The sequence below is a fragment of the Flavobacterium movens genome (assembly GCF_039581425.1).
Classification (GTDB): Bacteria; Bacteroidota; Bacteroidia; order Flavobacteriales; family Flavobacteriaceae; genus Flavobacterium; species Flavobacterium luteolum.
The window spans coordinates 56,067-80,984 of sequence record NZ_JBCPXY010000008.1 but is presented as its reverse complement, the minus strand read 5'-3'; the positions used below and the strand labels follow the sequence as shown (position 1 = coordinate 80,984).

Below are 24,918 nucleotides of genomic sequence, written 5' to 3'. Positions count from 1 at the left end.
GGTTGGTTTTGGAACCCAAATATATTTAAAAATTATTCAAAATTATCTGATTAATTTTAAAGCTTTATTGAAATTTAAGCTCTGGATAGAAACAAAAAAAGAAACCCGACAGATTTTTAAAACCTGTCGGGTTTGAATATGTAATCGAAGAAATCTAAAATCAGAAATCTTCAATCTAAAATAGATTTAGTATCTGTAGTACTCTGGTTTGAATGGACCTTGAACTTCAACACCAATATAAGCAGCTTGATCTTCTCTTAAAACTTCAAGTTCAACGCCTAATTTTGCTAAGTGTAAAGCAGCAACTTTTTCATCTAAATGTTTTGGTAACATGTAAACTTCATTTTTGTAAGCTGTGCTGTTGTTCCATAATTCGATTTGAGCTAAAGTTTGGTTTGTAAATGAGTTACTCATTACAAAACTTGGGTGACCTGTAGCACAACCAAGGTTTACTAAACGTCCTTCAGCCAAGATAATGATATCTTTACCGTTGATGTTGTATTTGTCAACCTGAGGTTTGATTTCGATTTTAGATGCACCGTGGTTTTTGTTTAACCAAGCCATATCAATTTCGTTATCGAAGTGACCAATGTTACAAACAACAGTTTTGTCTTTCATTTGCTCGAAGTGCTCTCCAAGAACGATATCTTTATTTCCTGTAGTTGTAATGATGATGTCAGCATTAGCAATTACAGTGTTTAATTTTTTAACTTCATAACCGTCCATTGCAGCTTGTAAAGCACAAATTGGATCGATTTCAGTAACTGTTACAATAGAACCAGCACCTCTGAAAGAAGCAGCAGTTCCTTTTCCAACGTCACCATATCCACAAACAACAACTCTTTTTCCAGCCAACATTAAGTCAGTTGCACGACGTACAGCATCTACAGCAGATTCTTTACATCCGTATTTGTTATCAAATTTAGATTTAGTAACAGAATCGTTAATGTTGATTGCAGGCATTGGAAGAGTTCCAGCTTTTACTCTTTCATAAAGTCTGTGAACACCAGTTGTAGTTTCTTCAGAAAGACCTTTAATTCCAGCAACTAATTCTGGGTAACGATCAATAACCATGTTAGTTAAATCTCCACCATCATCAAGAATCATGTTCAATGGTTTTCTGTCTTCACCAAAGAATAAAGTCTGCTCAATACACCAGTCAAAAGATTCTTCGTCAAGACCTTTCCAAGCGTAAACTGAAATTCCAGCAGCAGCAATAGCAGCAGCAGCCTGATCCTGAGTAGAGAAAATGTTACAAGAAGACCAAGTAACTTCTGCACCAAGAGCAATTAAAGTTTCGATTAAAACAGCAGTTTGAATCGTCATGTGTAAACATCCAGCAATACGAGCTCCTTTTAATGGTTGTTCGTCTTTATATTCAGCGCGAAGTGCCATTAAACCTGGCATTTCAGCTTCAGCTAGTTCAATTTCTTTTCTTCCCCAAGCCGCTAGAGAAATGTCTTTTACTTTGAAAGCCACATAAGGCGTAGTCGATGTACTCATTTATATTATATTTGTATAATTGTAAAATTTTTGCAAATTTAAGGAATAGCTTTTGAATTTTACTAATTTCTGTCAGATTTGTGAAATCTTTAATTTCTTAATCTTTAGAACATTAGTTTATAAAACGATTTAAACCATATAAGTGATATAAGTTCATTTAAAAAAGATTCTGAAACTATTACCTTTGTCGCGAATTGCTTATATTTACTAATGCATTCTTTAAACCAACAGTTATATTTTCTTAAATGACTTATATGGTTTAAAATTTACCACCAAAAATTTATAATTAATCATTTACAATTTATAATTAAAAAGTAATGCCTTTATTTCAGACCATACAATTCAATGAAACGACTAAAATTTTAATTTGGGAAATAACCGAATCTTTTGATGAATTGTACAGCAGAGTAACGTTGAAAGAAAAAACACAGCGCAGACTTGACGGAATGAAATCACAAATGCATCAGCGTGCTTTCTTGAGTGTTAGAATGCTGATTCAGGAAATGGGGTTTACTGATAAAGATTTGCATTATGATGAATTTGGAAAACCATATTTTGATTGTGATCATCATATCTCAATTACACATTCTTACCATTTTGCGGCCATCATTATAAGCAAAGAAAAGGTTGGAATTGATATGGAATTACAGCGCGAGAAAATTCAAAGAATCGCTGATAAATTCACTGATTACGAATGCAGGTATTTAGAGCCGAATTCTACAGAAGAATACATAAAAAAACTTACCGTTATTTGGGGAGCCAAAGAGGCGATCTTTAAAATAAGAAATGAAAAAGGGATAAGTTTTAAAGATCATATTAATGTAAACAACTTCTCTTTAGGAGAAAACCAAACGCAGGCAAGTCTTCATTTTGATGATCTCATAAAGGATTTTGATGTGCACTACGAAGAAATCAAATCAGATAATTTTGAGGGAACCTTTACTTTGGTTTATGCTTTTGAAAAATAAAATTTCAATTTAAAAATTCTAAGATTTAGATATTTAAACTTCGCTTTCTTTTTGTCTATGCTGAAATATACTCATGTATAAAAAAGTACTCATTTTTCGGGCGCGTCTTTTTAATGTTTCGGCGTTTTCGCCTTCAAAATGTTTATCAATGGTTTGAGACCAATGATTGAGCCAGATTCCGAATTCGTTTATAGTGATTTTTTCATCAAAATGAGCATCAACTTCATTGTGTACAGCGTGAGGATTTCCTTTGTATTTGCGAACGCCAAATAGGTTAGTTTCCCAAAAATCAGTCAGCTTCTCGAGGTGTGCATCCCAATCAGAAATCATTTCATTAAAATAAAAGCCGATTTCTCGATCGGCTCTTATTTTAGCATAAAATTGATGTACTAAAAAAGATACATCAGCTCTATTTTCTATTTGTTTTTTCATAGAATAAAACTATTCAAGAATATAAAAAATACGCTTAAAAGTGTGCTTACCATAATCAGGTTGAAAACTACTTTGTGTTTCATTTGTGCTAAGATAGATGTATTTGCGAAAACACAAGCTAAAACAATAATTCCTAGCTGAATCATCTGTGGAATTGAAGTTCCGTTTGATAAAACGTACATGGCTGCAGCGCCTCCTAAACAGCTTTGTCCAATTACTGCCATTGCAGCAGAACCCATATAGTTTCTATTGAAAATGTCGAATGTTGTTTGGTATAGTGTCATGGTATTCAGTTTTTTATATCAACAAAATTACATACACAATGGCGTTTCATTTTATGATTAAAATCATAAAACGAGAATTTTTTTATCTGTATACTTTTCGATTAATAATCTTCAATTCACCTTTTTTTTCCAATGCTTTTATCGTTCGAATAACGGTTTCAACCCGTAAACCGGTTAAATCTCCAATCTGCTGTCTGGTAAAGTTGATAAGATAACCATTTTTATCTTTTTGAAAATTGAAGTAAGCAATTCCGTGATCTATTAATTTCAATACACGATGTTCTGGTTCATGGGTAGAAATTTCGGCAGCCATAACCGATTTGTAATACAATCTCTGCGCTAGATTTTCGATTATTTGAATACTCACTTTTGGATTTTCTTCTAAAAGCCTCATGAAGTTTTCTTTAGAAAGAATAAAAAGCTCGGTATTTTCTACAGCAATAGCATTTGCTGGATATTTTTGGTTTAAAAATAGTGGTGGTTCGCCAAAAGATTGTCCGTTATAAAAAATACCTTGAATAAATTCACGGCCATCATCATTATAATTGCTCATCTTTGCTTCACCAGAAATAATCTGATAATAGTGTGATGGCAGATTTCCTTCTTCAAAAATAATATCATTTTTATCAAATGATTCGACTGTAATCATAATGTATTGTTTACGTTACCAAAAGACATTGAACAAATATAATTTATTCAAAATAGTTCTTCTGCATTAAAAATCTTTTACTTTTACACCCCGTATGCAAGAACAAATACTTACTATTAAACAACAGATTTTAGAAGCTAAAAGCAATGGCCAAAAATTACTGGCAGTGCTTTTGGATCCTGATAAAATTGTATTGGAAAATGTCAATCATTTAATTGAAAAAATTAATGGTTCGCCTGCAACTCACATTTTTGTAGGAGGAAGTATTGTTCAGAATAACATTTTAGAAGAATTGATTTCTGAGTTAAAGCAAAAAACGAATTTACCTGTTATTTTGTTTCCTGGCGATCCTTCGCAGATTTCGCCAAAGGCAGATGGTATTTTGTTCCTATCCTTATTGTCTGGCCGAAATCCCGATTATTTGATAGAATATCAAGTTCAGGCTGCTCCAATTCTTAAAAAAACAAATTTAGAAGTTATTTCTACGGGATATATTTTAATTGAAAGCGGTAATGAAACTGCCGTTGCTCGTGTAAGTAAAACAAAACCTCTAAGTCGGGAAAATCTTGATTTGGTTTTGGCGACGGCTCAAGCAGGTGAAATGTTAGGAAATCAACTTATTTATTTAGAAGCGGGAAGTGGTGCTAAACAACCTGTTCCAGCAGAAATGATTGAACTGATTTCTCAAAATATTGAAATTCCTGTTATTGTTGGCGGAGGAATTGTAGATTTGCACGGAATTCAAAAAGCCTATCAAGCTGGTGCAGATTTGGTTGTTATTGGAACTGCCTTTGAAAATAACAGTCGTTTTTTTGAATTATAAATGTCAAATACCACATTTCATGATAGATTTTTTTTTAGAAAGTTATAAAAATGCACCGCTTTGGCACATTGCTTTGGAGTTTCTGGTATTTGTCTGCGGAATTTTAAGTGTATGGTTTGCTAAAAAAGAAAATATCTGGGTATATCCTACAGGATTAATTGCAACGGCAATATCGGTCTATCTGCTTTATATTGCCGGTTATATGGGAGACATGATTATTAATGCTTATTTTTCTATAATGAGTATTTATGGATGGTATGTCTGGGCAAAAGGAGGAACTGCAGAGGATAATCTACCAATTACCCGTACAAGTTTTAATGAAAAAATAATCGGAATCTTACTGTTTATTGTGACTGTTTTTGTAGTTTTCGGGATTTATAAATATTTTGGATACGAAATTCATAAAGACAATTATGTTGATATGATTTCATCTGGAATATTTTTCGCAGGAATGTGGTATATGGCCAGAAAAAAAATAGAAAACTGGACACTTTGGATTATTGGTGATATTATTGTTGTGCCTCTCTATGCTTATCGTGGCTTAGGAATGTTGTCGCTTCAATACATAATTTTTACAATTTTGGCTATTTCAGCTTATTTAGAATGGAGAAAGATCTTAAACAGCAAAAAACAAATATCATAAAAATTGCTTTGTTTGGACCTGAAAGTACAGGAAAAACAACCTTAGCAAAACAGCTTGCAGATTATTATGAAACCGAATGGGTTCCTGAATTTGCACGCGATTATTTGCAAGAAAAATGGGAAGAGAATAAGCATATTTGTGTAGCTGATGATATGATGCCAATTGCTTATGGTCAGACTGCATTGGAAAATGAAAAACTGGCCAATGCAAATAAATACTTGTTTTGCGATACTAATTTGATGGTAACCAAAGTGTTTTCTGAAATGTATTATGGTTTTTGTGATCCGCTTTTAAACGAAGCGGCGCTAAAACATGAATACGATTTGTTTTTCCTGACCGATATTGATGTTCCTTGGGAAAAAGATGATATTCGTGATACTCCAGAAGGAAGAGAAACGGTGTTTTCTGTTTTTAAACAGACATTAATAGATACAAAAAAGCCTTTTATAACATTATCAGGAGACAAAGAAACACGTTTGGCAAAAGCAACAGGTATTATTCATGATTTGACTTTGGCTAAAGAAAATGATTTTTCGTCTAATGATTTTGTGCAGATATATAATAGAGGAATCCCTTTTGAAAAAATTCTAAAACAGCTTGAAATGCTTGATAACGGAATTGCTAAAAGTAACTTAGTAAGTCCTGCAACGATTGAAAATGGAATTTTAAGTTTATCTGAAAAAGATTTTGAAGATAAAGCTGTTTTTTTTGATAAACAGAAAGAAAATTTAAAAATTAAAAAATTTGTTCCCGCTTCTGGTGCGGCAACAAGAATGTTTAAATTTTTGAATGCATTTTTAAATGATTTTGATATTCAGAAAGAAACTATTAATGCTTATATAAATAGAAAAAAAGACAAGGAACTTGCCATTTTTATTATCGGAATGGATAAGTTTCCTTTCTTCAAATGTATAGATCAAAAGTTAAGAGAAATTTATCCTGATTTTGAATCTCTTGAACGAGATTACAAGAATTATTATTTTATAAAATCATTGTTGTCTCCTGACTATTTTAATTTTGCAAATAAGCCAAAAGCAGTATTGCCATTTCATTGGTATGAAACGCATATTGCAACTCCAATTGAAGAACATTTAAATGAATGTATACATTATGCTACTTCAAATAAAGTCTCTAATTTGCATTTTACTGTATCAGAAATTCATCAGAATTTGTTTTATAAAGGTGTTGATGAGGTTATAGGGAAGATTGAAGAGCCATCAGGAGTTAAAATTAATATTGGTTATTCATATCAAAATAAAAGCACAGACTCCATTACTATTGATGAAGAAAATAAATTAGTAAAAGATAAGTATCATGATTTAATTTTTAGACCTGGGGGACATGGTGCTTTGATTGAAAATTTAAATGATCTTGATGCAGATGTAATCTTCATTAAAAATATAGATAATGTCATTCAGAATCATATTGATAAAATTACACTATACAAAAAAGCATTGGCAGGTGTTTTAATAGAAATACAGCAGAAAGTTTTTTCTTATTTAAATGCAATTGATCAAGATGATATCAAAGAAAATCATTTAGAAGATATTGTTTTGTTTTTAAAAGAAGAGCTAAATGTCGAGATGAGTAATGACTTCAGTAAATTTACTTTTGAAAATAAAATAAACAAAATCAAAGAACTATTAGATAGACCAATTCGTGTTTGTGGAATGGTGAAAAATGAAGGAGAACCTGGAGGCGGACCGTTTTGGGTAATGAATGATAAAGGAGTGAATTCTCTTCAAATTGTTGAAACCTCTCAAGTAGATTTGACAAGTAAGAAGCAACAGGCAATTTTAGCGGAGGCAACACATTTTAACCCTGTAGATTTAGTTTGCGGTATTAAAAATTATAAAAAAGAGAAATTCGATTTATTGCAATTTGTAGATCAAAAAGCAGGTTTTATTGTTGAAAAAAGTGTTGATGGCAAAACAGTAAGAAGCTACGAATTGCCAGGTTTATGGAATGGATCAATGGCCAATTGGCTAACTGTTTTTGTTGCTGTTCCTTTGATTACTTTTAATCCAGTAAAAACAGTAAACGATTTGTTAAAAGCGGCTCATCAGCCACAATAATATGGATACAGACAAAATAATATCAGAGTTAAACTTTAAAGCCGTCCGCAGTAGTGGATCGGGCGGACAAAACGTGAATAAAGTTTCATCTAAAGTAGTTTTGAGTTTTTATCTGAATACTTCGCAAGCTTTATCTGAAGACGAAAAATTACTTTTACAGGAAAATATAGCAGCAAGATTAACTTCTGAAAATATCCTAATTTTAAATTGCGATGAAGACCGAAGTCAGCTTAAAAACAAAGAAATTGTAACTAAACGATTTCTCGAAATTATTAAAAAAGGACTTTATGTTCCTAAAATTAGAAAAGCTACGAAAGTTCCAAAAGCAGTAATTAAAAAAAGAATCAAAGACAAAAAGAACATTTCTGATCTAAAACAATCTAGAAGAAAACCGAACATCGAGTAAAATTCCAAATTCCAACAACTAAGGTTAATGTTGGAATTTGGAATTTTGATTTCAATCTAGTTGAATTTTTGGAATTTGGAATTTTCAATATTGGAATTTAACTTTTTAACATTACATTTGCACTGTCTCAAAGGGGTGCTCCAAATAACGAGCTGAGATCATACCCAAAGAACCTGAGCGAGTAATGTTGCTAAGGGAAAAAACGACACGATCGAGCGTGCACACTTTATTTTGTCGTGAAACACATTTATTAATTTAACAAAAGAATAATTCCCCCTTTTATTCGTAATTCTTTACGAATGAAAACTATTTTTGAAGGTACTAAGGTACTAAGATACAAAGGTTATGAGGTTCAAAAAATGAGCAGAACCAAATCTATTTTCTTTTCTCTATTTTCTATTTTCTTTTCTCTTTTCTCTTTTGCACAACAGCAAGATTCTACCAAAGTGAATCAGCTTGATGATGTATTGGTTTCAGCGGTTCGTGTTACTTCAAAAACTCCCGTGAGTTTCAGTAATATGGATAAAAAGGAAATTAAGTATAGAAATTTAGGTCAGGACATTCCTGTTTTGATGAATTATCTTCCCTCAGTCGTAACAACTTCAGATGCAGGAAATGGTGTTGGTTACACTGGGATTCGAGTTCGTGGAAGCGACGCAACACGTGTAAACGTAACCATAAACGGAATTCCGTACAATGATGCTGAAAGTCAAGGAACGTTTTGGGTAAATATGCCTGATTTTGCTTCTTCTGTAGAAAGTCTTCAATTGCAGCGTGGAGTTGGAACTTCTACAAATGGAGCAGGTGCTTTTGGTGCCAGTTTAAATATGCTTACAGATAGTTATGCAAGAAAAGCGACAGGTGAGATTTCAAGCTCTGCAGGATCATTCAATACAATTAAAAATACTGTTAAGTTTAGTACAGGTTTATTAAATGATCATTTTGAAATTGCTGGACGTTTGTCTACAATAAAAACACACGGATATATTGATCGCGGAAGCGCCGATTTAAAATCATATTTCTTGCAAGGGACTTATGTTGGTAAAACAACTTTGATTAAAGCATTGGTTTTTGGAGGAACTCAAAAAACATATCAATCTTGGAACGGAATCGATGCAGAAACTCTTAATACAGATCGTACTTTTAATTCTGCCGGAATGTATACAGACGATGCTGGAAATGTACACTTCTATGATAACGAAACCGATAATTACAATCAGGATCATTATCAATTACATTGGAGTGAATCGATTTCTGATAAATGGAGCACAAACCTGGCATTTCATTATACAAAAGGTAAGGGGTATTACGAAAATTATAAAGAAGATGAACCCGTTGAAGGCTATGGACCAATTAAGCCAACAAAAACAGTTGAAGACGACAATGGAAATTTAGTTCCAGTAACCGATTTGATTCGTCAAAAATGGTTGGATAATGATTTCTACGGAACTACTTTTTCTGCTAAATATGTAACAGAAAAACTAAATGTTATTTTAGGAGGAGGTTGGAATAAATACGAAGGGGACCATTTCGGAAAAGTAATCTGGTCTCAATATTCAGATCAGTCAGCGTTAGGAGCCCATTATTACGATGATTATTCGTCAAAAACGGATGGTAATGTTTTCGCGAAAGCAAATTATCAATTCACAGAAAAATTAAGTTTCTACGGAGATTTGCAATACAGAAATGTGAAATATAAAGCAAATAGTAAAGAAACTGGTTTGGTAGATGATAATTTTAATTTCTTTAATCCGAAAGCTGGTTTGAATTATGCTTTCAATGAAAAAAACACTTTGTATTTCTCTTACGCACGAGCGAATCGTGAGCCAAATAGAACAGATTACGAAGGTGGAAATGTAAAACCGGAAAAACTAAATGATTTTGAACTAGGCTGGAGATTCAATTCAGAGAAATTTCAATTGAATTCGAATCTGTATTATATGGGATATAGAGATCAATTGATTTTAACGGGAAGATTAGACGATGTTGGAAACCCGATTCGTGCCAATACAGAGAAAAGCTATCGTTTAGGATTTGAGTTCGATGCCACAATTGCACTTTCTGAGAAAGTTACTTTAAGACCAAACTTTACGTTGAGCAGCAATAAAAACGTAGATTTGGCTGTTGATGGAGAATTTTACGGAACTACAAAAATTGCCTATTCTCCAGAAGTAATTGCTGGAAACGTTATTGTGTATAAACCTATGGAGAGATTGTATCTTTCGTTACTGCAAAAATATGTTGGAGAACAATACATGAACAATATTGAACTTCCAGCAGCTAAATTGGCAGATTACTTCGTAAACGATTTTAATGCATCTTACGAAATAAAGCCAAAAACGATTTTCCAATCGATAACGATTACAGCTTTGATAAATAATATTTTCGACAAGAAATATGTTTCAAACGGAGCAATGTGGGATGTATATCCATACTATTATCCGCAAGCAGGAACAAACTTCTTAATTGGTTTGAGTTTGAAAATCTAAAAACATTTCAAAAAAAAGTAAAAGCCTGAAAGTTTTAAATTTTCAGGCTTTTTTGTTTCTAGACATCTTAAAAAGCTGGTTTAATGGCCTTTTTATAAAAAGAATAAAATTTTAAAAACTCATAATTAAAAGTAAAAACTTGTTAAAAATAAGTTAATATTTAAGTTTTTTCTTTCTTTTTAGATTTATCTCTCTATGTTTGAAATGGTTAACCAAAAATATTTATCAAATTTTTAAAACCCTTTTTAATTATGAAAAAATTAGTTTTTACTGCATTTGCAGTATTGGCGATTAGTACAGTATCTAAAGCGAATAGTATTGAAGATGGATCAAATTGTGATGAAATTGCAACAACGATCACCAATCAAAAAGAAGCAGCATTCCATCAGAGTTACGGTCTCTGTTTTACATCTTCACAATATAATAGCATTAGAAATCAGTATAGGGCAATGTGTAAGACGTATGCTACACCAGTCGATATCGAGGATCCAAAAGAAGCGTTTTATATTGATGAACAAGTTTTCAGTGAAATTCAGCCGTAAGCCTTTTTTAAAATAATTTTAGAATCAAGCTGAACTTTATGATTAAGTTTCAGCTTGATTCCTTTTCTAAATATAGATAATATGAAAATCGATAGAATAAAGATTGGTTTATTTTTTGGAGCATTATCTTTAATGCTTATTCCAGAAAGTCAAAAAATATATTGTCAGTCAATTTCAAATGTAAATAAAGTTACTTATAAACTTATGCCCCCAGAAAGACTAAAAGATAAGGAGTTTAGTAAGGAAGACATTGAAGATATGTTAAAATTTGAACAGGCACATGAAAAAGTTGAATGTGAACTTTACTATTCAAAAAATAAAAGTGTTTTTTCTATTGTTGAACAACCACTTTCATATGAAAATGTTGATTATTATGCTTTCATTGCATCACTTGTTAGTAATAGATATTATCTAGATCTAGATAAGCAAGAAAAAACATGCTTCGAAGAATTAGGAGGGGAGAAATTGAATGTAATTCTTCCTTTCAAGCAATATAAATGGGAAATTTCAACTGAAACAAAAAAAATAAACAATTATACTTGTTATAAAGCAACTTGCTCATGGAATGATTTTAATATAAGAGGGAATTCTATCTCTGTGTATAATTCTGAAGTTTGGTTTACACCGGAGATTCCTTCATCTTTTGGGCCAATGGGGTTAGATGGTTTGCCTGGTTTAGTTTTAGAAGCTAATTATGGAGCTGGAGGCATTCATTTTTATGTTGCGAAAATAGAGTTCAATGTTGAAAATCCTAAAATAAAATTTAATCCACCATCTGTTAAGTATATTACTGAAGAGGAACATCAAAATAGATTAATAAAAGAATATGAAAAGATGGGTAGATAATGAGAAAATCAATTATTCTGTTTCTTTTTATATCGACATTTTCATTCTCCCAAACAAAAAAAATTGAAGGGATAGTTTCAGATGAATTAAACAAATCTTTAGAATCTGCAAATGTAATTGCTAAACCTTTGCAAGAAAAAGCAAGTTTAAAATTTGCTATTGCAGATAACAAAGGACGTTACAGATTAGAGCTTGAAAAAGAAGTGAAATATGAAATTACGGTTTCGTATATTGGGCATGTTGAAGAAACTTTTATTTTGGAGCCGTTCTCTGATATAATAGCACACGATTTCCATCTTAAAGCAACAGGCGAAAACTTGAAAGAAATTGTGATTAAACATGAGTTTAAACCTATTGTAGTTAAAAAAGATACCTTAGTTTTTGATGTTAATAGTTTTGCGAATGGAAACGAACGTAAAATGAAAGAAATCCTTGAAAAGCTGCCAGGAGTTGAGGTAGATAAGAACGGAGGGGTTACAGTACAAGGCAAAAAAGTAACCAAAATGTTGGTAGAAGGAAAATCTTTTTTTGGAGGAGGTTCTAAACTGGCTGTAGAAAATATTCCTGCAGATGCTTTGGACAAAATTGAAGTTATAGATCATTTTAATGAAGTAGGTTTTATGAAGCAGGTTTCAGATAGTGATGATCTGGCTATGAATGTTAAACTTAAAGAAGAAAAAAAGAAATTTATTTTTGGAGATGTAGAAGCTGGTGTGGAGATTGGAGCAGGCGACAACGGTTTTTATCTGGCACATACAGCTTTGTTTTATTACAGTCCAAAAACAAATGTGAGTTTTATAGGCGATGCCAATACTATTGGTAAAAGCACTTTCACATTTGATGATTTAATGAGGTTCGATGGTGGAGTAAGCAGTTTTCTGTCAAGTAGAAAATCTTTGTCTAATCTGGCTTCTTTTTCTAATGACAATACCGATGTTTTGAAAAACAAATCTCAATTTGGTGCATTTAATATGAGTCATGATATTTCTGATAAGCTTTCTGTTTCAGGTTTTGGAATATTTTCTAAAGTTTTAATGGTTTCCAGAATTGAAAATAATATTGAATATTTAAACAACACTGCTGTTGCATTTGAGAATAAAGACAGAAATGCAAAAAACAAAGCAGTATTAGGAATTGGAAATGTAAAACTAGATTATTCGCCATCTAATAAAGAAAAATGGTATTATAACGGACAATATCAATCAAGTACAAACGATTTAATAAGTACCTTAAATTCAGTTACAAATTTAGGATCTTCTATTTTTGAAACCATAAACAAAGCTGACAATATTTCTGTAAAACAGTATATTGAATGGCATAAAAGTTATAATCAAAATCATACTACGACTTTTGTTGTTAATCAGGCTTATAATAAAATTACACCAATTAATAATTGGTTTACAGATCAGCCTTTTTTAGAGGGATTAATACCTTTAGAAAAAGATGATACTTATACTCTTAATCAAATAAAAAATACTGCGATTAATAGTATTGACGTACTTTTTAAGCATTACTGGATTATAAATGACGCCAATCATTTATACACCAATATTGGTAATAATTATGAATCCTCCGCTTTTCAAACATCAGAAAAACAAATTCTGACAAATGGCTCCATTAATGATTTTGCAGATGCAGATTTTGGTAATGATATAAAATATAAGTTAAATGATGCGTATGTTGGTTTGGAATATAAATTCAGAATAGGAAAATGGATTAATAAAGCAGGACTGTACTTGCATTGGTATTATTTAAATACCATTCAGAATAATATAGACTATACGCTTTCAAAAAGACTTTTTCAACCACAATGGAATAGTGATTATGAATTTAATAAATCGGAATCTTTAAGTTTTATGTATAAATTAGAGAATCAATTTCCAGATACTAACCAATTAGCCAATAAATATACCTTACAATATTATAATTCTGTTTACAAAGGAAATGCACTACTTGAAAACGAGAAATGCCACTCTGCAAATCTGCGCTATTCAAAAATGAATTCATATCGTGGAATTACTTGGAATGCAATGTTGAATTATACTAAAAAAGTAAAAGTAATTCGTGATGAAGTAGAATTGGATGGGATAAACCAATTTAATACCCCAATTTTGACTGGCAATCCTGAAACGAATATTGGTTTTAATGGTTCTTTTTCTAAACGTATTTACCGATTTAATCTTAAATTGAATACAAGATTATCTTGGTTTGAATATTCACAAATGATAAATGACATTGTAACAGTAAATGATAGAAACAGCCAGGATATTGGTTTAGTTTTTAAAACAGCTCATAAAAAGTGGCCGGTTTTTAGTGTTGGCTACAATAAAGGATTTAGTAGTTTCTCAGGTTTAACCAAATCACATTTCCAAACAGACGCCATAGCATCCGCATTTGAAATTACAGTTCTTAAGTTTTGGACTTATAAAATCAATTATGATTATCTAAAAAATACATATAGTAAAAATCAATCTAACTTTTATGATATGTTAGATACCTCAGTATTCTATCAGAAAAAAAATAATCCATTTGGTTTTCAGCTCGCTGTAAATAACTTACTTGATATAAAAAAGAAATACAGCAACAAGTTTTCTGATTATATGATTAGAGAGCAGTCAACTTATATTTTGCCAAGAGCTATTATGTTTTCAGTTTCTTATAAGTTATGATTTTAATTATATACATGAACCACGGTCCCAGAAGATTCGACACGATATTGTTTCATCGGATACTCTTTTCCGCCAAGTCCTGTAAATAAATTATATTGCGTTTTATCGCAAGAACATACAGCATAAATTCCGTCAATTGTCATTGCAGTGCACGAAGTTAAGGCTTGATTCGGACAAGCTGCATCAAAAGCGGTGTAAGTTCCTTCTCCAGTTTTCATTACAATGATACCTTTTGCACCAAAATTGGCAACGTAAACTGGATTACTCGGATATATTAATTTATTATAAGTTGGAAGATTAGTGTCCAGATACGCGTTTATCGAATAATTAGGAATGTACGGATTGTTATTACTTCTATTATTGTCACTGCAAGAGAATAAAACAGCTGTAAATGCTATAAAGAACCAGATTTTTTTCATTATTTGAATAAGAATTAGTTAAAACAAAAATAATTTATTTAGATTTGAAATCTATATGATTAACATATAATTATGTACTATTAAAAATTATAGTATATTTGTGGTAAGAAAATCCCGTCGCGATGGGATTTTTTGTATTTATATAAACGATGAAGTTATGAGTAAAGTATCTTATTATACAGCAGAAGGATTAAAAAAATTAAAAGATGAATTGGAGCACTTAAAAAGTGTAATGCGTCCAAAAGCATCTCAAGATATTGCAGATGCAAGAGATAAAGGTGACTTGTCTGAAAATGCAGAATATGATGCAGCAAAAGAAGCGCAAGGTTTATTAGAAATGAGAATTTCTAAACTAGAAGAAGTATATGCAAACGCAAGATTAATAGACGAATCTCAATTAGATGTTTCTAAAGTTTTGGTTTTATCGAATGTAAAAATCAAAAACCAAAGTAACGGAATGGAGATGAAATATACTCTTGTTGCAGAAAGTGAAGCAGATTTAAAAACAGGAAAAATCTCTGTAACTTCTCCTATCGGAAAAGGTTTGCTAGGAAAATCTGTTGGAGAAGTAGCTGAAATTACAGTTCCTAATGGAGTTTTGAAATTTGAAATTCTTGAAATCTCAAGAGACTAAATTTAGTTTAACCGTTTAATCGTTAAATCGGTTAAACGATTAACCAAATAAACGAATAAACAATGAGTACAATATTCACTAAAATAGTAAACGGAGAAATTCCAGCTTACAAAATCGCTGAAGATGAAAACTATTTAGCATTTTTGGATGTAAATCCTAATGCTAAAGGACACACGCTTTGTATTCCGAAACAAGAAATCGATAAGATTTTTGATATGGACGAAGAACTGTATTTAGGTTTAATGAAATTTTCTAAAAAAGTGGCAGCAGCTTTAGAAAAAACAGTTCCATGCAAAAGAATCGGAATAGCAGTTGTTGGACTTGAAGTGCCTCATGCACACGTACATTTGATTCCGTTAAACCACATGGACGAAATGCGTTTTATTGATAAAGTTTCACTTTCAAAAGAAGAATTTGAAGCTTTAGCAAAAGATATTCAATCAAATTTATAAGACTTCGACTTCGCTAAGTCTGACAAAAAAGATAACTAAAGTGCAGTAAAAATTATTACTGCACTTTTTTATTTAATGAAATCTGAAAAGTAGTTCCTTTCCCAATTTCAGAATTCAGTACTTTTATTTTTCCATTGTGATATTCCTCGACAATTCTTTTAGTTAAAGAAAGTCCAAGTCCCCAACCACGTTTTTTAGTTGTAAAACCAGTTTCAAAAATGGTTTTAAATTGTTTTTTAGGAATTCCGGTTCCAGAATCTTTAATGTTAATCTTTACATGATTTGCATCCTGTTCGATATAAAGATCTAAGGTTCCTTTTCCTTTCATGGCATCAATGGCATTTTTAACTAAATTTTCGATGGTCCAACTGTGCAACGTTGGATTTATCATGGTCAAAATTGGTTCGTTTGGAGCTTGAAACGAAAACGCGACCTGCTTGGAAAAACGAGATTGCAAATACTCATAAGCCGTTTTTGTTTCTTGTACAATATCGTGAAGTTCTAAAACGGGTACAGAACCAATTTTAGAAAAACGATCAGTAATAGTTTGCAAACGTTCAATATCTTTTTCGATTTCAGTGCTAATTGATGGATCAATATCTTCGGTTTTTAATATTTCGACCCAGCCAATTAATGAAGATAGCGGTGTTCCAATCTGATGTGCTGTTTCTTTTGCCATTCCTGCCCAAAGTTTGTTTTGGGTTGCCATTTTGGTACTTTTATAGAAGTTGTAAATTAAAGCAATGCATAAAAATATAATCAGCAGTAACGCAATTGGATAGTATTTGAGTTTGTTTAATAATGAAGAGTTTCCGTAGTACAACGTTTGGTACTTCCCTGGAGCATATTCAAAAGTGATGGGCTCATTTTCATTTTTCAGCTTATTTAAGAAAGCAGTTCTTTTTTTCTTATCATTAAGAATTTCATCAGGAACATTTACTGCACTTACTACTTTATCATACAACATTATTATACCTGGAATAGAAGTATTATTGTTGAAAATCTGAAGAGGAAGTTCGACATCAGTATTCTCATCGGCGTTAACAATTGTAATTTGCGCCTTCACAAAAAGGTTCATTTTCAAACGTTCCTCGTTTTTAAAAATTTGGAAGAAAGTGTAAGTGTTCCAAAGAATTAGAGAAATGATTATAAAACATACCGAAATAATAATCCAGCGGGTTGTATTTGTTCTTTCAGAAAAAGACATATCAGTTTTTTTGAGGTATAAATATAACGAAATATACACATTTTATATTTTGCCAATGTGGAAAGATTTTTCGTTTTTATCTGCAAAACTATTTCTTCTAATTAAACCATTTCAATACTTTTGTAGCTGCTAAAATGAGATTCTGTCTAAATTTTAAAGTATGATCAGCGTTAACCCAAAAGAGATTCCAACGGCCAAATTGCAAGGCTATCTACAGAGTTCAATCGGACCGAGACCTATTGCTTTTGCAAGCACAATTAGCGAAACTGGAGTTCCAAATTTATCTCCGTTTAGTTTCTTTAATGTGTTTAGTGCCAATCCGCCAATTTTGGTTTTTTCGCCATCAAGACGTGTTCGTGATAATACCATCAAACACACTTTAATCAACGCTGAAGCAACACGAGAAGTGGTAATAAATGTCGTTAACTACGATATTGTGCAGCAAACTTCTTTAGCAAGTACAGAATATGGGGACGGAGTAAATGAATTTATTAAAGCTGGATTAACTCAAATTCCTTCTGATTTAGTAAAACCATATCGCGTAAAAGAATCTCCAGTTCAGTTTGAATGCAAGATTACGCAGATTATTCCGTTAGGAACAGAAGGAGGAGCAGGAAATTTGATTTTATGCGAAGTTGTTAAAATTCATATTGACGAATCGATTTTAGATGAAAACGGAGCGATTGATCAGCATAAAATTGACTTGGTTTCAAGACTTGGAAATAATTGGTATTCAAGATCTAATCAAGGGCTTTTTGAAGTAGCAAAACCACTAACAACATTGGGAGTAGGCGTAGATGCGATACCAGATTTTGTAAAAGAAAGCCCTGTTTTTGATGGGAATGATTTAGGAAAATTAGGAAATGTTGAAACCTTGCCTACAAAAGAAGAAGTTAGTATATTTGTGAAAGAAAATTTTGCAGTCAAAGGAGTTTTAAGCTCAGATGACCAGAAAAAAGTACATTTAGAAGCCAAAAAATACTTGGATAATGGCGATGTAGAATCGGCATGGAAAGTGCTTTTAGCTAAAAAATAAAAAAATAGAAACAATAATTAATATAGACGAAGATGGAAGTTACAGGAAAAGTAAAAGTGGTTAACCCAGAGCAGCAAGTTAGTGCCTCATTCAAAAAAAGAGAGTTAGTTGTTACTACTGAGGAGCAGTATCCACAACATATTTTAATCGAATTTACACAAGATAAATGCGATTTGTTGAGTAGCTATAAACAAGGAGATGCAGTAAAAGTTTCTATCAATTTAAGAGGAAGAGAATGGGTTAATCCGCAAGGAGAAACTAGATATTTCAATAGTATTCAAGGTTGGAGAATCGAAAGATTAGCAGCAGAAGGACCTGCACAAGGAGCTCCAATGCCAGCAGCAGAAACTTTTGCTCCAGCAACAAACTTAAACGAAGACGAACCAGACGATTTACCGTTCTAAAAAAGTTCAAATTCTAAAATTATAAATTCCAAATTCCAATTCATTTACGTGATTTTGGGGTTTGGAATTTTATTTTTGATTAAAAAAGCAAAAATCTTACTCATAGTTTTGTCATTTCGACGAAGGAGAAATCTTCGCAAGTAACTCCACAAAGATTTGTTTTTCATTCGGAAATAATAAGATTATGAAACATTGGTATTTGGAATTTTATTATTGGAATTCAAAAATTGATTATTTTTAAAAATGTACTATTTATTCAACGATTTATTTTTTCCGCCAGTTACAGAAGCTGATGAAGAAGGTGTTCTAGCAATTGGAGGCGATTTAAGTTCAGAACGTTTGCTATTAGCTTACAAAAGCGGTATTTTTCCTTGGTTTAATGAAGGAGAACCGATTCTGTGGTGGGCGCCAGATCCTAGAATGGTATTGTTTTTTGATGAATTGGTGATATCCAAAAGCATGAAAAAGATTCTCAACAAGAAAATGTTTAAGGTCACTTACAACAAAAATTTCAGAGAAGTAATTTCAAATTGCCAGCAGATAAAACGTGAAGGCCAAAATGGGACTTGGATTTCTGATGAAATGATAAATGCGTACTGCAAATTGAATGAAGAAGGAGTTGCTAAATCTGTTGAGGTTTGGCAAGATGATGTTTTGGTTGGCGGTTTGTATGGAATTGATTTAGGAGATATTTTTTGTGGAGAAAGCATGTTTTCTAAAGTCTCAAATGCTTCAAAAACAGCTTTTATTGCTCTAGCGTTGTATTTGAAGAAAGAAAATTATAAATTATTGGATTGCCAGGTTTATAATCCGCATTTGGAGAGTTTAGGCTGCAGAGAAATTGATCGAGAAGAGTTTATGTCCATTTTAAAAAGTAAATAGAAAATGAGTGCAATTTATAGTGTAAAAGAAATTTATATTTATCCGATAAAAAGTTTGGCAGGAATCAGTCTTGAATCTGCAAAAGCTGAAGAAATGGGATTTGAAAACGATCGCCGCTGGATGCTCATTGATTCAGAAAATCAAATGCTGACACAAAGAGAACATCGTATTATGAGTCAGTTTTATCCGCAGATCTCAAATGGAAAAATCAGCATTACTTTTCAAGATCAAAAGCATGAATTTTTTGTTGATGAGCATTTAGAAAATGTAATAGAAGTTAATGTTTGGGATGATAAAAGTGAAGTAGTTGAGGTAAATCTTGAAACTTCAAAATGGTTCAGCCAGCATTTGGGTTTTGATTGTAAATTGGTTAAAATACTCAAAAATGGAGCTCGCAAACATGAAAGTTCTAAATTAAAAGAAACATTCAATGTGAGTTTGGCAGATGGTTATCCATATTTAATGATTGGATCTAAAAGCTTAGATTTTTTGAATGACAAATTGGATGAAAAAATTACTATAAAAAGATTTCGTCCCAACATTGTAGTAAGCACTGAAAATCCTCATGAAGAAGATGATTTTAAGACTTTTGCGATAGGAGATGTTCAATTTAAAAACATAAAACCTTGCGGAAGATGTGTTATGGTAAACAATGATCCGGAGAATGGACGTTTGAAAAAAGAACCTTTAAAAACTTTAAGCAAATACAGAAATGTAGATAATTCTGTATTATTTGGAACCAATATTGTGAGTCTGAATTCTGGAATTATCAGCGTTGGCGATGAGGTTGTTTTCTAGAAATTCAGTTTTATAAAATTCCAATTTAAAGTATTAAAAATTACCAATTCATTTTTTAAAGTTGGTAATTCTAAGATCAATTTTAAGGTTTCGTGCGCCATCATATTGCCAATAATTCCTGGCAGTGTGCCTAAAACGCCATTCAAATTGCAATTCGGAACGTCTTTTGGATTGGGCATTTCAGGAAATAAATCTCTAAGATTTTTACTTCCGTCATGATTAAAAACAGCAACCTGCCCTTCAAATTTTAAAATACTTCCGTAAACTAAAGGTTTATTAAGCTGAACACAAGTATCATTGACTAAATAACGAGTAGAAAAATTATCGGAACCATCGACAACAATATCATATTGCTGAATGATTTTCGAAGCATTTTCAGCGGTTAATTTTTCATTAATCGCAACAGTTTCAATCAGCGGATTTAGTTTTGAAACAACATCTTTTGCGACAATTGATTTATGATTACCAATTTCATTTTCGGTATATAAAATCTGCCTGTGAAGATTATGAATTTCAATTGTATCAAAGTCCATAATGCCGATAAAACCAACTCCTGCAGTTGCAATATATTGTAAAATTGGACAGCCCAAACCGCCTGCGCCAATTACTAAAACTCTAGCTTTTTTTAATTTTTCCTGACCTTCATCGCCAATTTCAGGAAGAATAGTTTGTCTGTTGTAACGTAAAAATTCTTGTATAACACTCATTTTAATTTTAGTCTTAAAGTTGAAAAGTCGAAGGTCGAAAGTGTTTGAATATGATTAAAGCTAAATTATAAGATAAAGTTTTGGACTTTATGACTTTAGATTTTTAAACTTTCGACCATATGCTTTGTCCCAGTCTTTCCAAACTGGTTCATAACCTGCATTTTTTATAATTTTTGAAATTTCTTCTGCAGAACGTTCATCGCTGATTTCGAATTGTTCCAAAGATTGCGGATCGACAACATAACCGCCCGGATTTGTTTTAGAACCAGCACTCATACTTGTAACGCCAATCGGAATAATATGGTTTCTAAATTTTTCATTTTCGCGAGTAGAAATCGAAATTTCTAAATCTTCATTCCATAAACGATAAGCGCAGATTAATTGTGTCAAATCCTTATCATCCATAATAAAATTTGGTTCGATAATACCTTCAGCAGGACGAAGACGCGGAAAAGAAACCGAATATTTTGTCTGCCAATATTTCTTTTGAAGATAATCTAAATGTAAAGCATTGAAGAAGCTATCAGTTCGCCAGTCTTCCAAACCTAATAAAACGCCTAAACCAATTTTATGAATACCCGCAGTTCCAATTCTGTCAGGAGTTTCCAGTCGATAATCAAAGTTTGATTTTTTTCCTTTGGTATGATACTTTTTGTAAACTTCTTGATGGTACGTTTCCTGATAAACTAAAACTGAATAGACTCCTGCATCATGCAAACGCTGATAGTCTTCTGTAGAAAGTGGCTGTACTTCGACAGAAATAATAGAGAAATCTTTTCTAATTAAATCGATTGCATTTAGAAAATAATTGATATTTACAGTATAATTTGCTTCGCCTGTAACCAATAAAACATGATCAAAACCAGTTTTTTTTAAGGCTTCAACTTCTAGTTTTATTTCAGCATCAGAAAGGGTTTTTCTTTTGATTTTATTGTCTAAGCTAAATCCGCAATAGGTGCAAATATTTTGGCATTCGTTGCTTAGATATAATGGAGCGTACATTTGAATGGTTTTTCCGAAACGTTTCTTGGTAATTTCATGGCATTTTTGAGCCATTTGCTCTAAATAATTTTGAGCAATAGGAGAAATTAGAATCAAAAAATCATCGAGGTTGTATTTGGTTTTAGCCAAAGTACGCTCAACATCTTTTGATGTGGTTTTATATATTTTGGATTGGATTTCATCCCAATTATATTGTTCAAAAATAGATTTAAATGTTTTCATGGTTATTAACCGCAAAGTGCGCGGAGATTTACGCAAGGTTCGCAAAGCTTTGCGTTCTTAGCGCTTTTCTTTGCGAACTTTGCGGTTAAATTTTTATTCATAAAGAAAAGAAGTCAATGGGCTAGAAGCTGAAGCATAATTCTGCTGATTGGCAACTTTAGCTTCAAAAGCTTTTCTTCCTGCAATGACAGCTTCTCTAAAAGCCTCAGCCATTAATTTCGGATTTCCAGCGACAGCAATTGCGGTATTCACCAAAACTGCATCGGCACCAATTTCCATTGCTTTTGCGGCATCAGAAGGTGCTCCAATTCCAGCATCTACAATAACAGGAACAGTACTTTGTTCAATGATAATTTCTAGGAAATCTATTGTTTTAAGACCTTTATTGCTTCCAATTGGTGAACCCAAAGGCATTACTGCAGCAGTTCCCACGCTTTCTAAATGTTTGCACAAAACAGGATCGGCGTGAATGTACGGAAGTACAATAAAACCGAGTTTAGCCAATTCTTCTGTTGCTTTTAAAGTTTCAATCGGATCTGGCATTAAATATTTCGGATCAGGATGAATTTCTAGTTTTACCCAATTGGTTTCTAGAGCTTCACGTGCCAGCTGTGCAGCGAAAACAGCTTCTTTGGCATTTCTTGCTCCCGAAGTATTGGGTAACAAATTGATATTTGAATGATTTAAATGTGATAAAATAGCATCTGTGTCGGTTTCAAGATCGATACGTTTTAATGCTACAGTAACCAATTCGCTTTCTGAAGCTAAAACAGCATCTTCCATTTCCTCATTAGAACCAAATTTCCCAGTTCCGAGGAACAAGCGGGATTTAAAGGTTTTATCTCCTATATTAAACAATGATGTCTGCATATAATTTTTCGTTTAATTGTTGAATTAATTTTTCTTTTTCATCACTTTCAGTAATGATTCCAGACACGGCAATTCCGAAAATTCCAGTTTCCATTAACGGACTTACATCGCTTAGTGTAATGCCCCCAATGGCATAAACAGGAATATCGATTTTATTTTTTTTTAGTTTTTGAAGAATCTCATAGTAACCTGATAAACCCAAAATTGGACTCAGTTTTTCTTTTGTTGCGGTAAATCTAATAGGCCCCAAGCCAATGTAATCACAACCGTTTTTTACATGGTTTTCAATATCTTCAAAAGTATTGGCAGTTCCTCCGATAATTTTTGTTGAGCCTAAAATTGCTCTTGCTTCATCGATTTTTGTGTCAGTCAGTCCTAAATGAACGCCATCAGCAGCAATTTGTTCTGCGAGATGTAAATCGTCGTTTACAATAAAATTCGCGAGATATTCTTCGCACAAAGGTTTTACCGCTTCCGCTAAAGTGAAAACGTCTTTTTGGTTTTGGTTTTTAAATCGCATTTGTACCCATCTGCAACCAGTGTCAAGTGCTTGCTGAATGTTGTACAATTGTTTTTCGACTGTTTCGCCTTGAGAGATATATTGTAATTTGTTATACATAATGATATCCAATTAAAGTTGTAGTTGAGCTTAGGTAGTTTTCAATATAGATTTTAGCATTTTTGCAGGCTTCAAATAAGGGTTGATTTAGAGCTAAGTTTGATGCAATTGCAGATGAAAGAATACAGCCTGAACCATGTTTTTCGAAGCAATTTTTATTTGACGGAGTTAATTCTAAGATTTCATTTTCTAGAAATAAAAGATCAGTTCCCAATGCTGTTTTGTTGTGACCTCCTTTAAGTAGAATACGAGTTGGGATGTGGTTTTCTTTCCAATAACTTTTCAAATCAGTATCAGGGAATAATATTGTCATTTCATCATAATTTGGTGTGATCAAATCGATTTTTGAAAGTATGTTATGTAAATTCATATGGCTTTCGATATTCATAAATTCAAATTTAGTAGTCGATTTTAAAACTGGATCCCACACTATTTTTGTTGAAGAAGAAAGTTGTTTTATGGTTGAAACAATTCGGTTTAAATCAGGTAAAGAAGAAATAATTCCAATTTTCACAACGCTGATTTTATAGTTTAAAAATAAAGTTTCGATCGAGCGAAGTATAAAACTCAAATCAGTCCACTGAATCTCATAAAACTGATTTTCAGTCTGAATTGTATTGGCTGTCGAAATAGCGAAGCCAGTCACTTTATGCTGTTCAAATGTCTTGATATCAGCCAAAATTCCAGCACCTCCAGATGGATCTAAACCTGCGATTGTGAGTACGAAAGGGCGATCTGCTGACATAATTTAAATTGTTTTAACGGATTTTTGTTATTCCAAATGCTTCCTAAAAGTGCCACATCGTCAAAACCATTTTCTAGGGTTTTTTGAATGTTTTCTGCATCAATTCCGCCTAAAGCAATGATTTTTGTATGTTGATTTGTTCTTGACTTTAATGCTTCAAAAAGATCCACTTCAGAATGATAATTTTCCTTCGATATACTTTTAAAAACAGGACTTAAGAATGCATAATCAAATTCATTTTCTAACGAATTAAAATCTTCGATAGAATGTGTTGATGTTGAAATTGATTCTGATTTAAGCCTACAAGGTTTTGTAAACCTTGCAGGAAATTTTTTTCTCTCTTTCTCGGAAAAATGAAATCGGTCAATACCAAGATTTTTGGCTAACTGATGATGACTGTGCAAAACCAGATTAGTACGAAATTCTAATTTTATCTGATCAATAAACTTAGCCATTTCTAATTCTGAAAAATCAGGTTTTCGAATATGAAGCAAAGACAATCCTTCTTCCAATAAAGAATTCAGCATTTGAATTTCATCTTCAATAAAAAAAGGATTTGTAATAACAATCATAATTTGTAAAATGCTTTTTG

At 32.2% G+C, this 24,918-nt stretch carries 27 protein-coding genes; 15 read left to right on the top strand and 12 right to left on the bottom strand.

The window, feature by feature from the left end:
• Nucleotides 1-186: 186 nt before the first annotated feature.
• Nucleotides 187-1,503 carry an adenosylhomocysteinase gene (gene ahcY, locus AAYQ05_RS15320; protein WP_343544299.1) on the bottom strand — a complete coding sequence of 439 codons (1,317 nt, stop codon included), beginning with the start codon at nucleotides 1,501-1,503 and terminating at the stop codon, nucleotides 187-189.
• Between the two features lie 317 nt (nucleotides 1,504-1,820).
• Here ahcY and AAYQ05_RS15315 point away from each other — a divergent pair, with 317 nt between their 5' ends.
• Entirely contained in the window at nucleotides 1,821-2,471 is a 651-nt protein-coding gene (locus AAYQ05_RS15315; RefSeq protein ID WP_343544298.1) for a 4'-phosphopantetheinyl transferase family protein, read from the top strand.
• Between the two features lie 33 nt (nucleotides 2,472-2,504).
• Here the strand turns inward: AAYQ05_RS15315 and AAYQ05_RS15310 are convergent, their stop codons facing one another.
• The 3 genes from AAYQ05_RS15310 to AAYQ05_RS15300 all read right to left on the bottom strand — a co-directional run bounded on the left by AAYQ05_RS15310 (nucleotide 2,505) and on the right by AAYQ05_RS15300 (nucleotide 3,836).
• Nucleotides 2,505-2,903 carry a group III truncated hemoglobin gene (locus AAYQ05_RS15310; RefSeq protein WP_343544297.1) on the bottom strand — a complete coding sequence of 133 codons (399 nt, stop codon included), beginning with the start codon at nucleotides 2,901-2,903 and terminating at the stop codon, nucleotides 2,505-2,507.
• Nucleotides 2,900-3,187 carry a hypothetical protein gene (locus AAYQ05_RS15305; RefSeq protein WP_281631104.1) on the bottom strand — a complete coding sequence of 96 codons (288 nt, stop codon included), beginning with the start codon at nucleotides 3,185-3,187 and terminating at the stop codon, nucleotides 2,900-2,902. The genes AAYQ05_RS15310 and AAYQ05_RS15305 overlap by 4 nt, the downstream gene beginning before the upstream one ends.
• A gap of 82 nt (nucleotides 3,188-3,269) precedes the next feature.
• Nucleotides 3,270-3,836 (bottom strand): Crp/Fnr family transcriptional regulator, encoded by a 567-nt coding sequence (locus tag AAYQ05_RS15300; protein ID WP_343544296.1) that lies wholly within the window; start codon nucleotides 3,834-3,836, stop codon nucleotides 3,270-3,272.
• Between the two features lie 94 nt (nucleotides 3,837-3,930).
• Between AAYQ05_RS15300 and AAYQ05_RS15295 the strand changes: the two genes are divergently transcribed.
• The 8 genes from AAYQ05_RS15295 to AAYQ05_RS15260 all read left to right on the top strand — a co-directional run bounded on the left by AAYQ05_RS15295 (nucleotide 3,931) and on the right by AAYQ05_RS15260 (nucleotide 14,329).
• Complete coding sequence (locus tag AAYQ05_RS15295; protein WP_343544295.1) at nucleotides 3,931-4,659, top strand: phosphoglycerol geranylgeranyltransferase; 729 nt, start codon at nucleotides 3,931-3,933, stop codon at nucleotides 4,657-4,659.
• A gap of 19 nt (nucleotides 4,660-4,678) precedes the next feature.
• On the top strand, nucleotides 4,679-5,302 hold the full coding sequence (gene pnuC / locus AAYQ05_RS15290; protein ID WP_343544294.1) for a nicotinamide riboside transporter PnuC: 624 nt from the start codon (nucleotides 4,679-4,681) through the stop codon (nucleotides 5,300-5,302).
• Nucleotides 5,263-7,377, top strand: coding sequence for a DUF4301 family protein (locus AAYQ05_RS15285; protein WP_343544293.1), 2,115 nt, complete (start codon nucleotides 5,263-5,265; stop codon nucleotides 7,375-7,377). Before pnuC ends, AAYQ05_RS15285 begins: the two co-directional genes overlap by 40 nt.
• A gap of 1 nt (nucleotide 7,378) precedes the next feature.
• Nucleotides 7,379-7,783: an alternative ribosome rescue aminoacyl-tRNA hydrolase ArfB gene (gene arfB, locus AAYQ05_RS15280; RefSeq protein ID WP_343544292.1), complete on the top strand. Its 405-nt coding sequence runs from the start codon at nucleotides 7,379-7,381 to the stop codon at nucleotides 7,781-7,783.
• 299 nt (nucleotides 7,784-8,082) lie between these two features.
• Nucleotides 8,083-10,272, top strand: a complete 2,190-nt coding sequence (locus AAYQ05_RS15275) for a TonB-dependent receptor (protein WP_343544291.1) — start codon at nucleotides 8,083-8,085, stop codon at nucleotides 10,270-10,272.
• Between the two features lie 251 nt (nucleotides 10,273-10,523).
• Entirely contained in the window at nucleotides 10,524-10,814 is a 291-nt protein-coding gene (locus AAYQ05_RS15270) for a hypothetical protein (protein WP_343544290.1), read from the top strand.
• Nucleotides 10,815-10,895: 81 nt separating this feature from the next.
• The gene (locus tag AAYQ05_RS15265) at nucleotides 10,896-11,660 is read left to right on the top strand and encodes a GLPGLI family protein (RefSeq protein WP_343544289.1); all 765 of its coding nucleotides are present in this window, start codon (nucleotides 10,896-10,898) and stop codon (nucleotides 11,658-11,660) included.
• Nucleotides 11,660-14,329, top strand: a complete 2,670-nt coding sequence (locus AAYQ05_RS15260; protein WP_343544288.1) for a hypothetical protein — start codon at nucleotides 11,660-11,662, stop codon at nucleotides 14,327-14,329. The genes AAYQ05_RS15265 and AAYQ05_RS15260 overlap by 1 nt, the downstream gene beginning before the upstream one ends.
• 2 nt (nucleotides 14,330-14,331) lie before the next feature.
• Here the strand turns inward: AAYQ05_RS15260 and AAYQ05_RS15255 are convergent, their stop codons facing one another.
• Entirely contained in the window at nucleotides 14,332-14,748 is a 417-nt protein-coding gene (locus AAYQ05_RS15255; protein WP_343544287.1) for a Rieske (2Fe-2S) protein, read from the bottom strand.
• A 157-nt stretch (nucleotides 14,749-14,905) separates the two neighbouring features.
• Between AAYQ05_RS15255 and greA the strand changes: the two genes are divergently transcribed.
• Together greA and AAYQ05_RS15245 are read left to right on the top strand one after the other, a co-directional pair.
• Complete coding sequence (greA, locus tag AAYQ05_RS15250; protein WP_111288069.1) at nucleotides 14,906-15,382, top strand: transcription elongation factor GreA; 477 nt, start codon at nucleotides 14,906-14,908, stop codon at nucleotides 15,380-15,382.
• 62 nt (nucleotides 15,383-15,444) lie between these two features.
• Nucleotides 15,445-15,834, top strand: coding sequence for an HIT family protein (locus AAYQ05_RS15245; protein WP_198854543.1), 390 nt, complete (start codon nucleotides 15,445-15,447; stop codon nucleotides 15,832-15,834).
• Nucleotides 15,835-15,889: 55 nt separating this feature from the next.
• On the opposite strand, the gene AAYQ05_RS15240 is transcribed toward AAYQ05_RS15245, so the two are convergent.
• Nucleotides 15,890-17,041 carry a sensor histidine kinase gene (locus AAYQ05_RS15240; RefSeq protein ID WP_343544286.1) on the bottom strand — a complete coding sequence of 384 codons (1,152 nt, stop codon included), beginning with the start codon at nucleotides 17,039-17,041 and terminating at the stop codon, nucleotides 15,890-15,892.
• A gap of 160 nt (nucleotides 17,042-17,201) precedes the next feature.
• Between AAYQ05_RS15240 and AAYQ05_RS15235 the strand changes: the two genes are divergently transcribed.
• From AAYQ05_RS15235 to AAYQ05_RS15220, 4 genes are all read left to right on the top strand, one after another.
• A complete protein-coding gene (locus AAYQ05_RS15235; RefSeq protein WP_343544285.1) occupies nucleotides 17,202-18,077 on the top strand; it encodes a flavin reductase family protein in 876 nt (291 codons plus the stop codon).
• 32 nt (nucleotides 18,078-18,109) lie between these two features.
• The gene (locus AAYQ05_RS15230) at nucleotides 18,110-18,481 is read left to right on the top strand and encodes a DUF3127 domain-containing protein (RefSeq protein WP_111367968.1); all 372 of its coding nucleotides are present in this window, start codon (nucleotides 18,110-18,112) and stop codon (nucleotides 18,479-18,481) included.
• Nucleotides 18,482-18,724: 243 nt separating this feature from the next.
• On the top strand, nucleotides 18,725-19,363 hold the full coding sequence (aat, locus tag AAYQ05_RS15225) for a leucyl/phenylalanyl-tRNA--protein transferase (RefSeq protein WP_343544284.1): 639 nt from the start codon (nucleotides 18,725-18,727) through the stop codon (nucleotides 19,361-19,363).
• A 3-nt stretch (nucleotides 19,364-19,366) separates the two neighbouring features.
• On the top strand, nucleotides 19,367-20,161 hold the full coding sequence (locus AAYQ05_RS15220; protein WP_343544283.1) for an MOSC domain-containing protein: 795 nt from the start codon (nucleotides 19,367-19,369) through the stop codon (nucleotides 20,159-20,161).
• Here the strand turns inward: AAYQ05_RS15220 and AAYQ05_RS15215 are convergent.
• The 6 genes from AAYQ05_RS15215 to AAYQ05_RS15190 all read right to left on the bottom strand — a co-directional run bounded on the left by AAYQ05_RS15215 (nucleotide 20,158) and on the right by AAYQ05_RS15190 (nucleotide 24,898).
• Nucleotides 20,158-20,868, bottom strand: a complete 711-nt coding sequence (locus AAYQ05_RS15215; protein ID WP_343544282.1) for a HesA/MoeB/ThiF family protein — start codon at nucleotides 20,866-20,868, stop codon at nucleotides 20,158-20,160. The genes AAYQ05_RS15220 and AAYQ05_RS15215 overlap by 4 nt on opposite strands.
• A gap of 87 nt (nucleotides 20,869-20,955) precedes the next feature.
• On the bottom strand, nucleotides 20,956-22,092 hold the full coding sequence (gene thiH / locus AAYQ05_RS15210; protein ID WP_343544281.1) for a 2-iminoacetate synthase ThiH: 1,137 nt from the start codon (nucleotides 22,090-22,092) through the stop codon (nucleotides 20,956-20,958).
• A 93-nt stretch (nucleotides 22,093-22,185) separates the two neighbouring features.
• A complete protein-coding gene (locus AAYQ05_RS15205; RefSeq protein ID WP_343544280.1) occupies nucleotides 22,186-22,962 on the bottom strand; it encodes a thiazole synthase in 777 nt (258 codons plus the stop codon).
• Complete coding sequence (locus AAYQ05_RS15200; RefSeq protein WP_343544279.1) at nucleotides 22,943-23,581, bottom strand: thiamine phosphate synthase; 639 nt, start codon at nucleotides 23,579-23,581, stop codon at nucleotides 22,943-22,945. The genes AAYQ05_RS15205 and AAYQ05_RS15200 overlap by 20 nt, the downstream gene beginning before the upstream one ends.
• Nucleotides 23,574-24,326, bottom strand: coding sequence for a hydroxymethylpyrimidine/phosphomethylpyrimidine kinase (locus tag AAYQ05_RS15195; protein WP_343544278.1), 753 nt, complete (start codon nucleotides 24,324-24,326; stop codon nucleotides 23,574-23,576). Before AAYQ05_RS15195 ends, AAYQ05_RS15200 begins: the two co-directional genes overlap by 8 nt.
• Nucleotides 24,284-24,898, bottom strand: a complete 615-nt coding sequence (locus AAYQ05_RS15190; protein ID WP_343544277.1) for a thiamine phosphate synthase — start codon at nucleotides 24,896-24,898, stop codon at nucleotides 24,284-24,286. Before AAYQ05_RS15190 ends, AAYQ05_RS15195 begins: the two co-directional genes overlap by 43 nt.
• Between the last annotated feature and the right edge of the window lie 20 nt (nucleotides 24,899-24,918).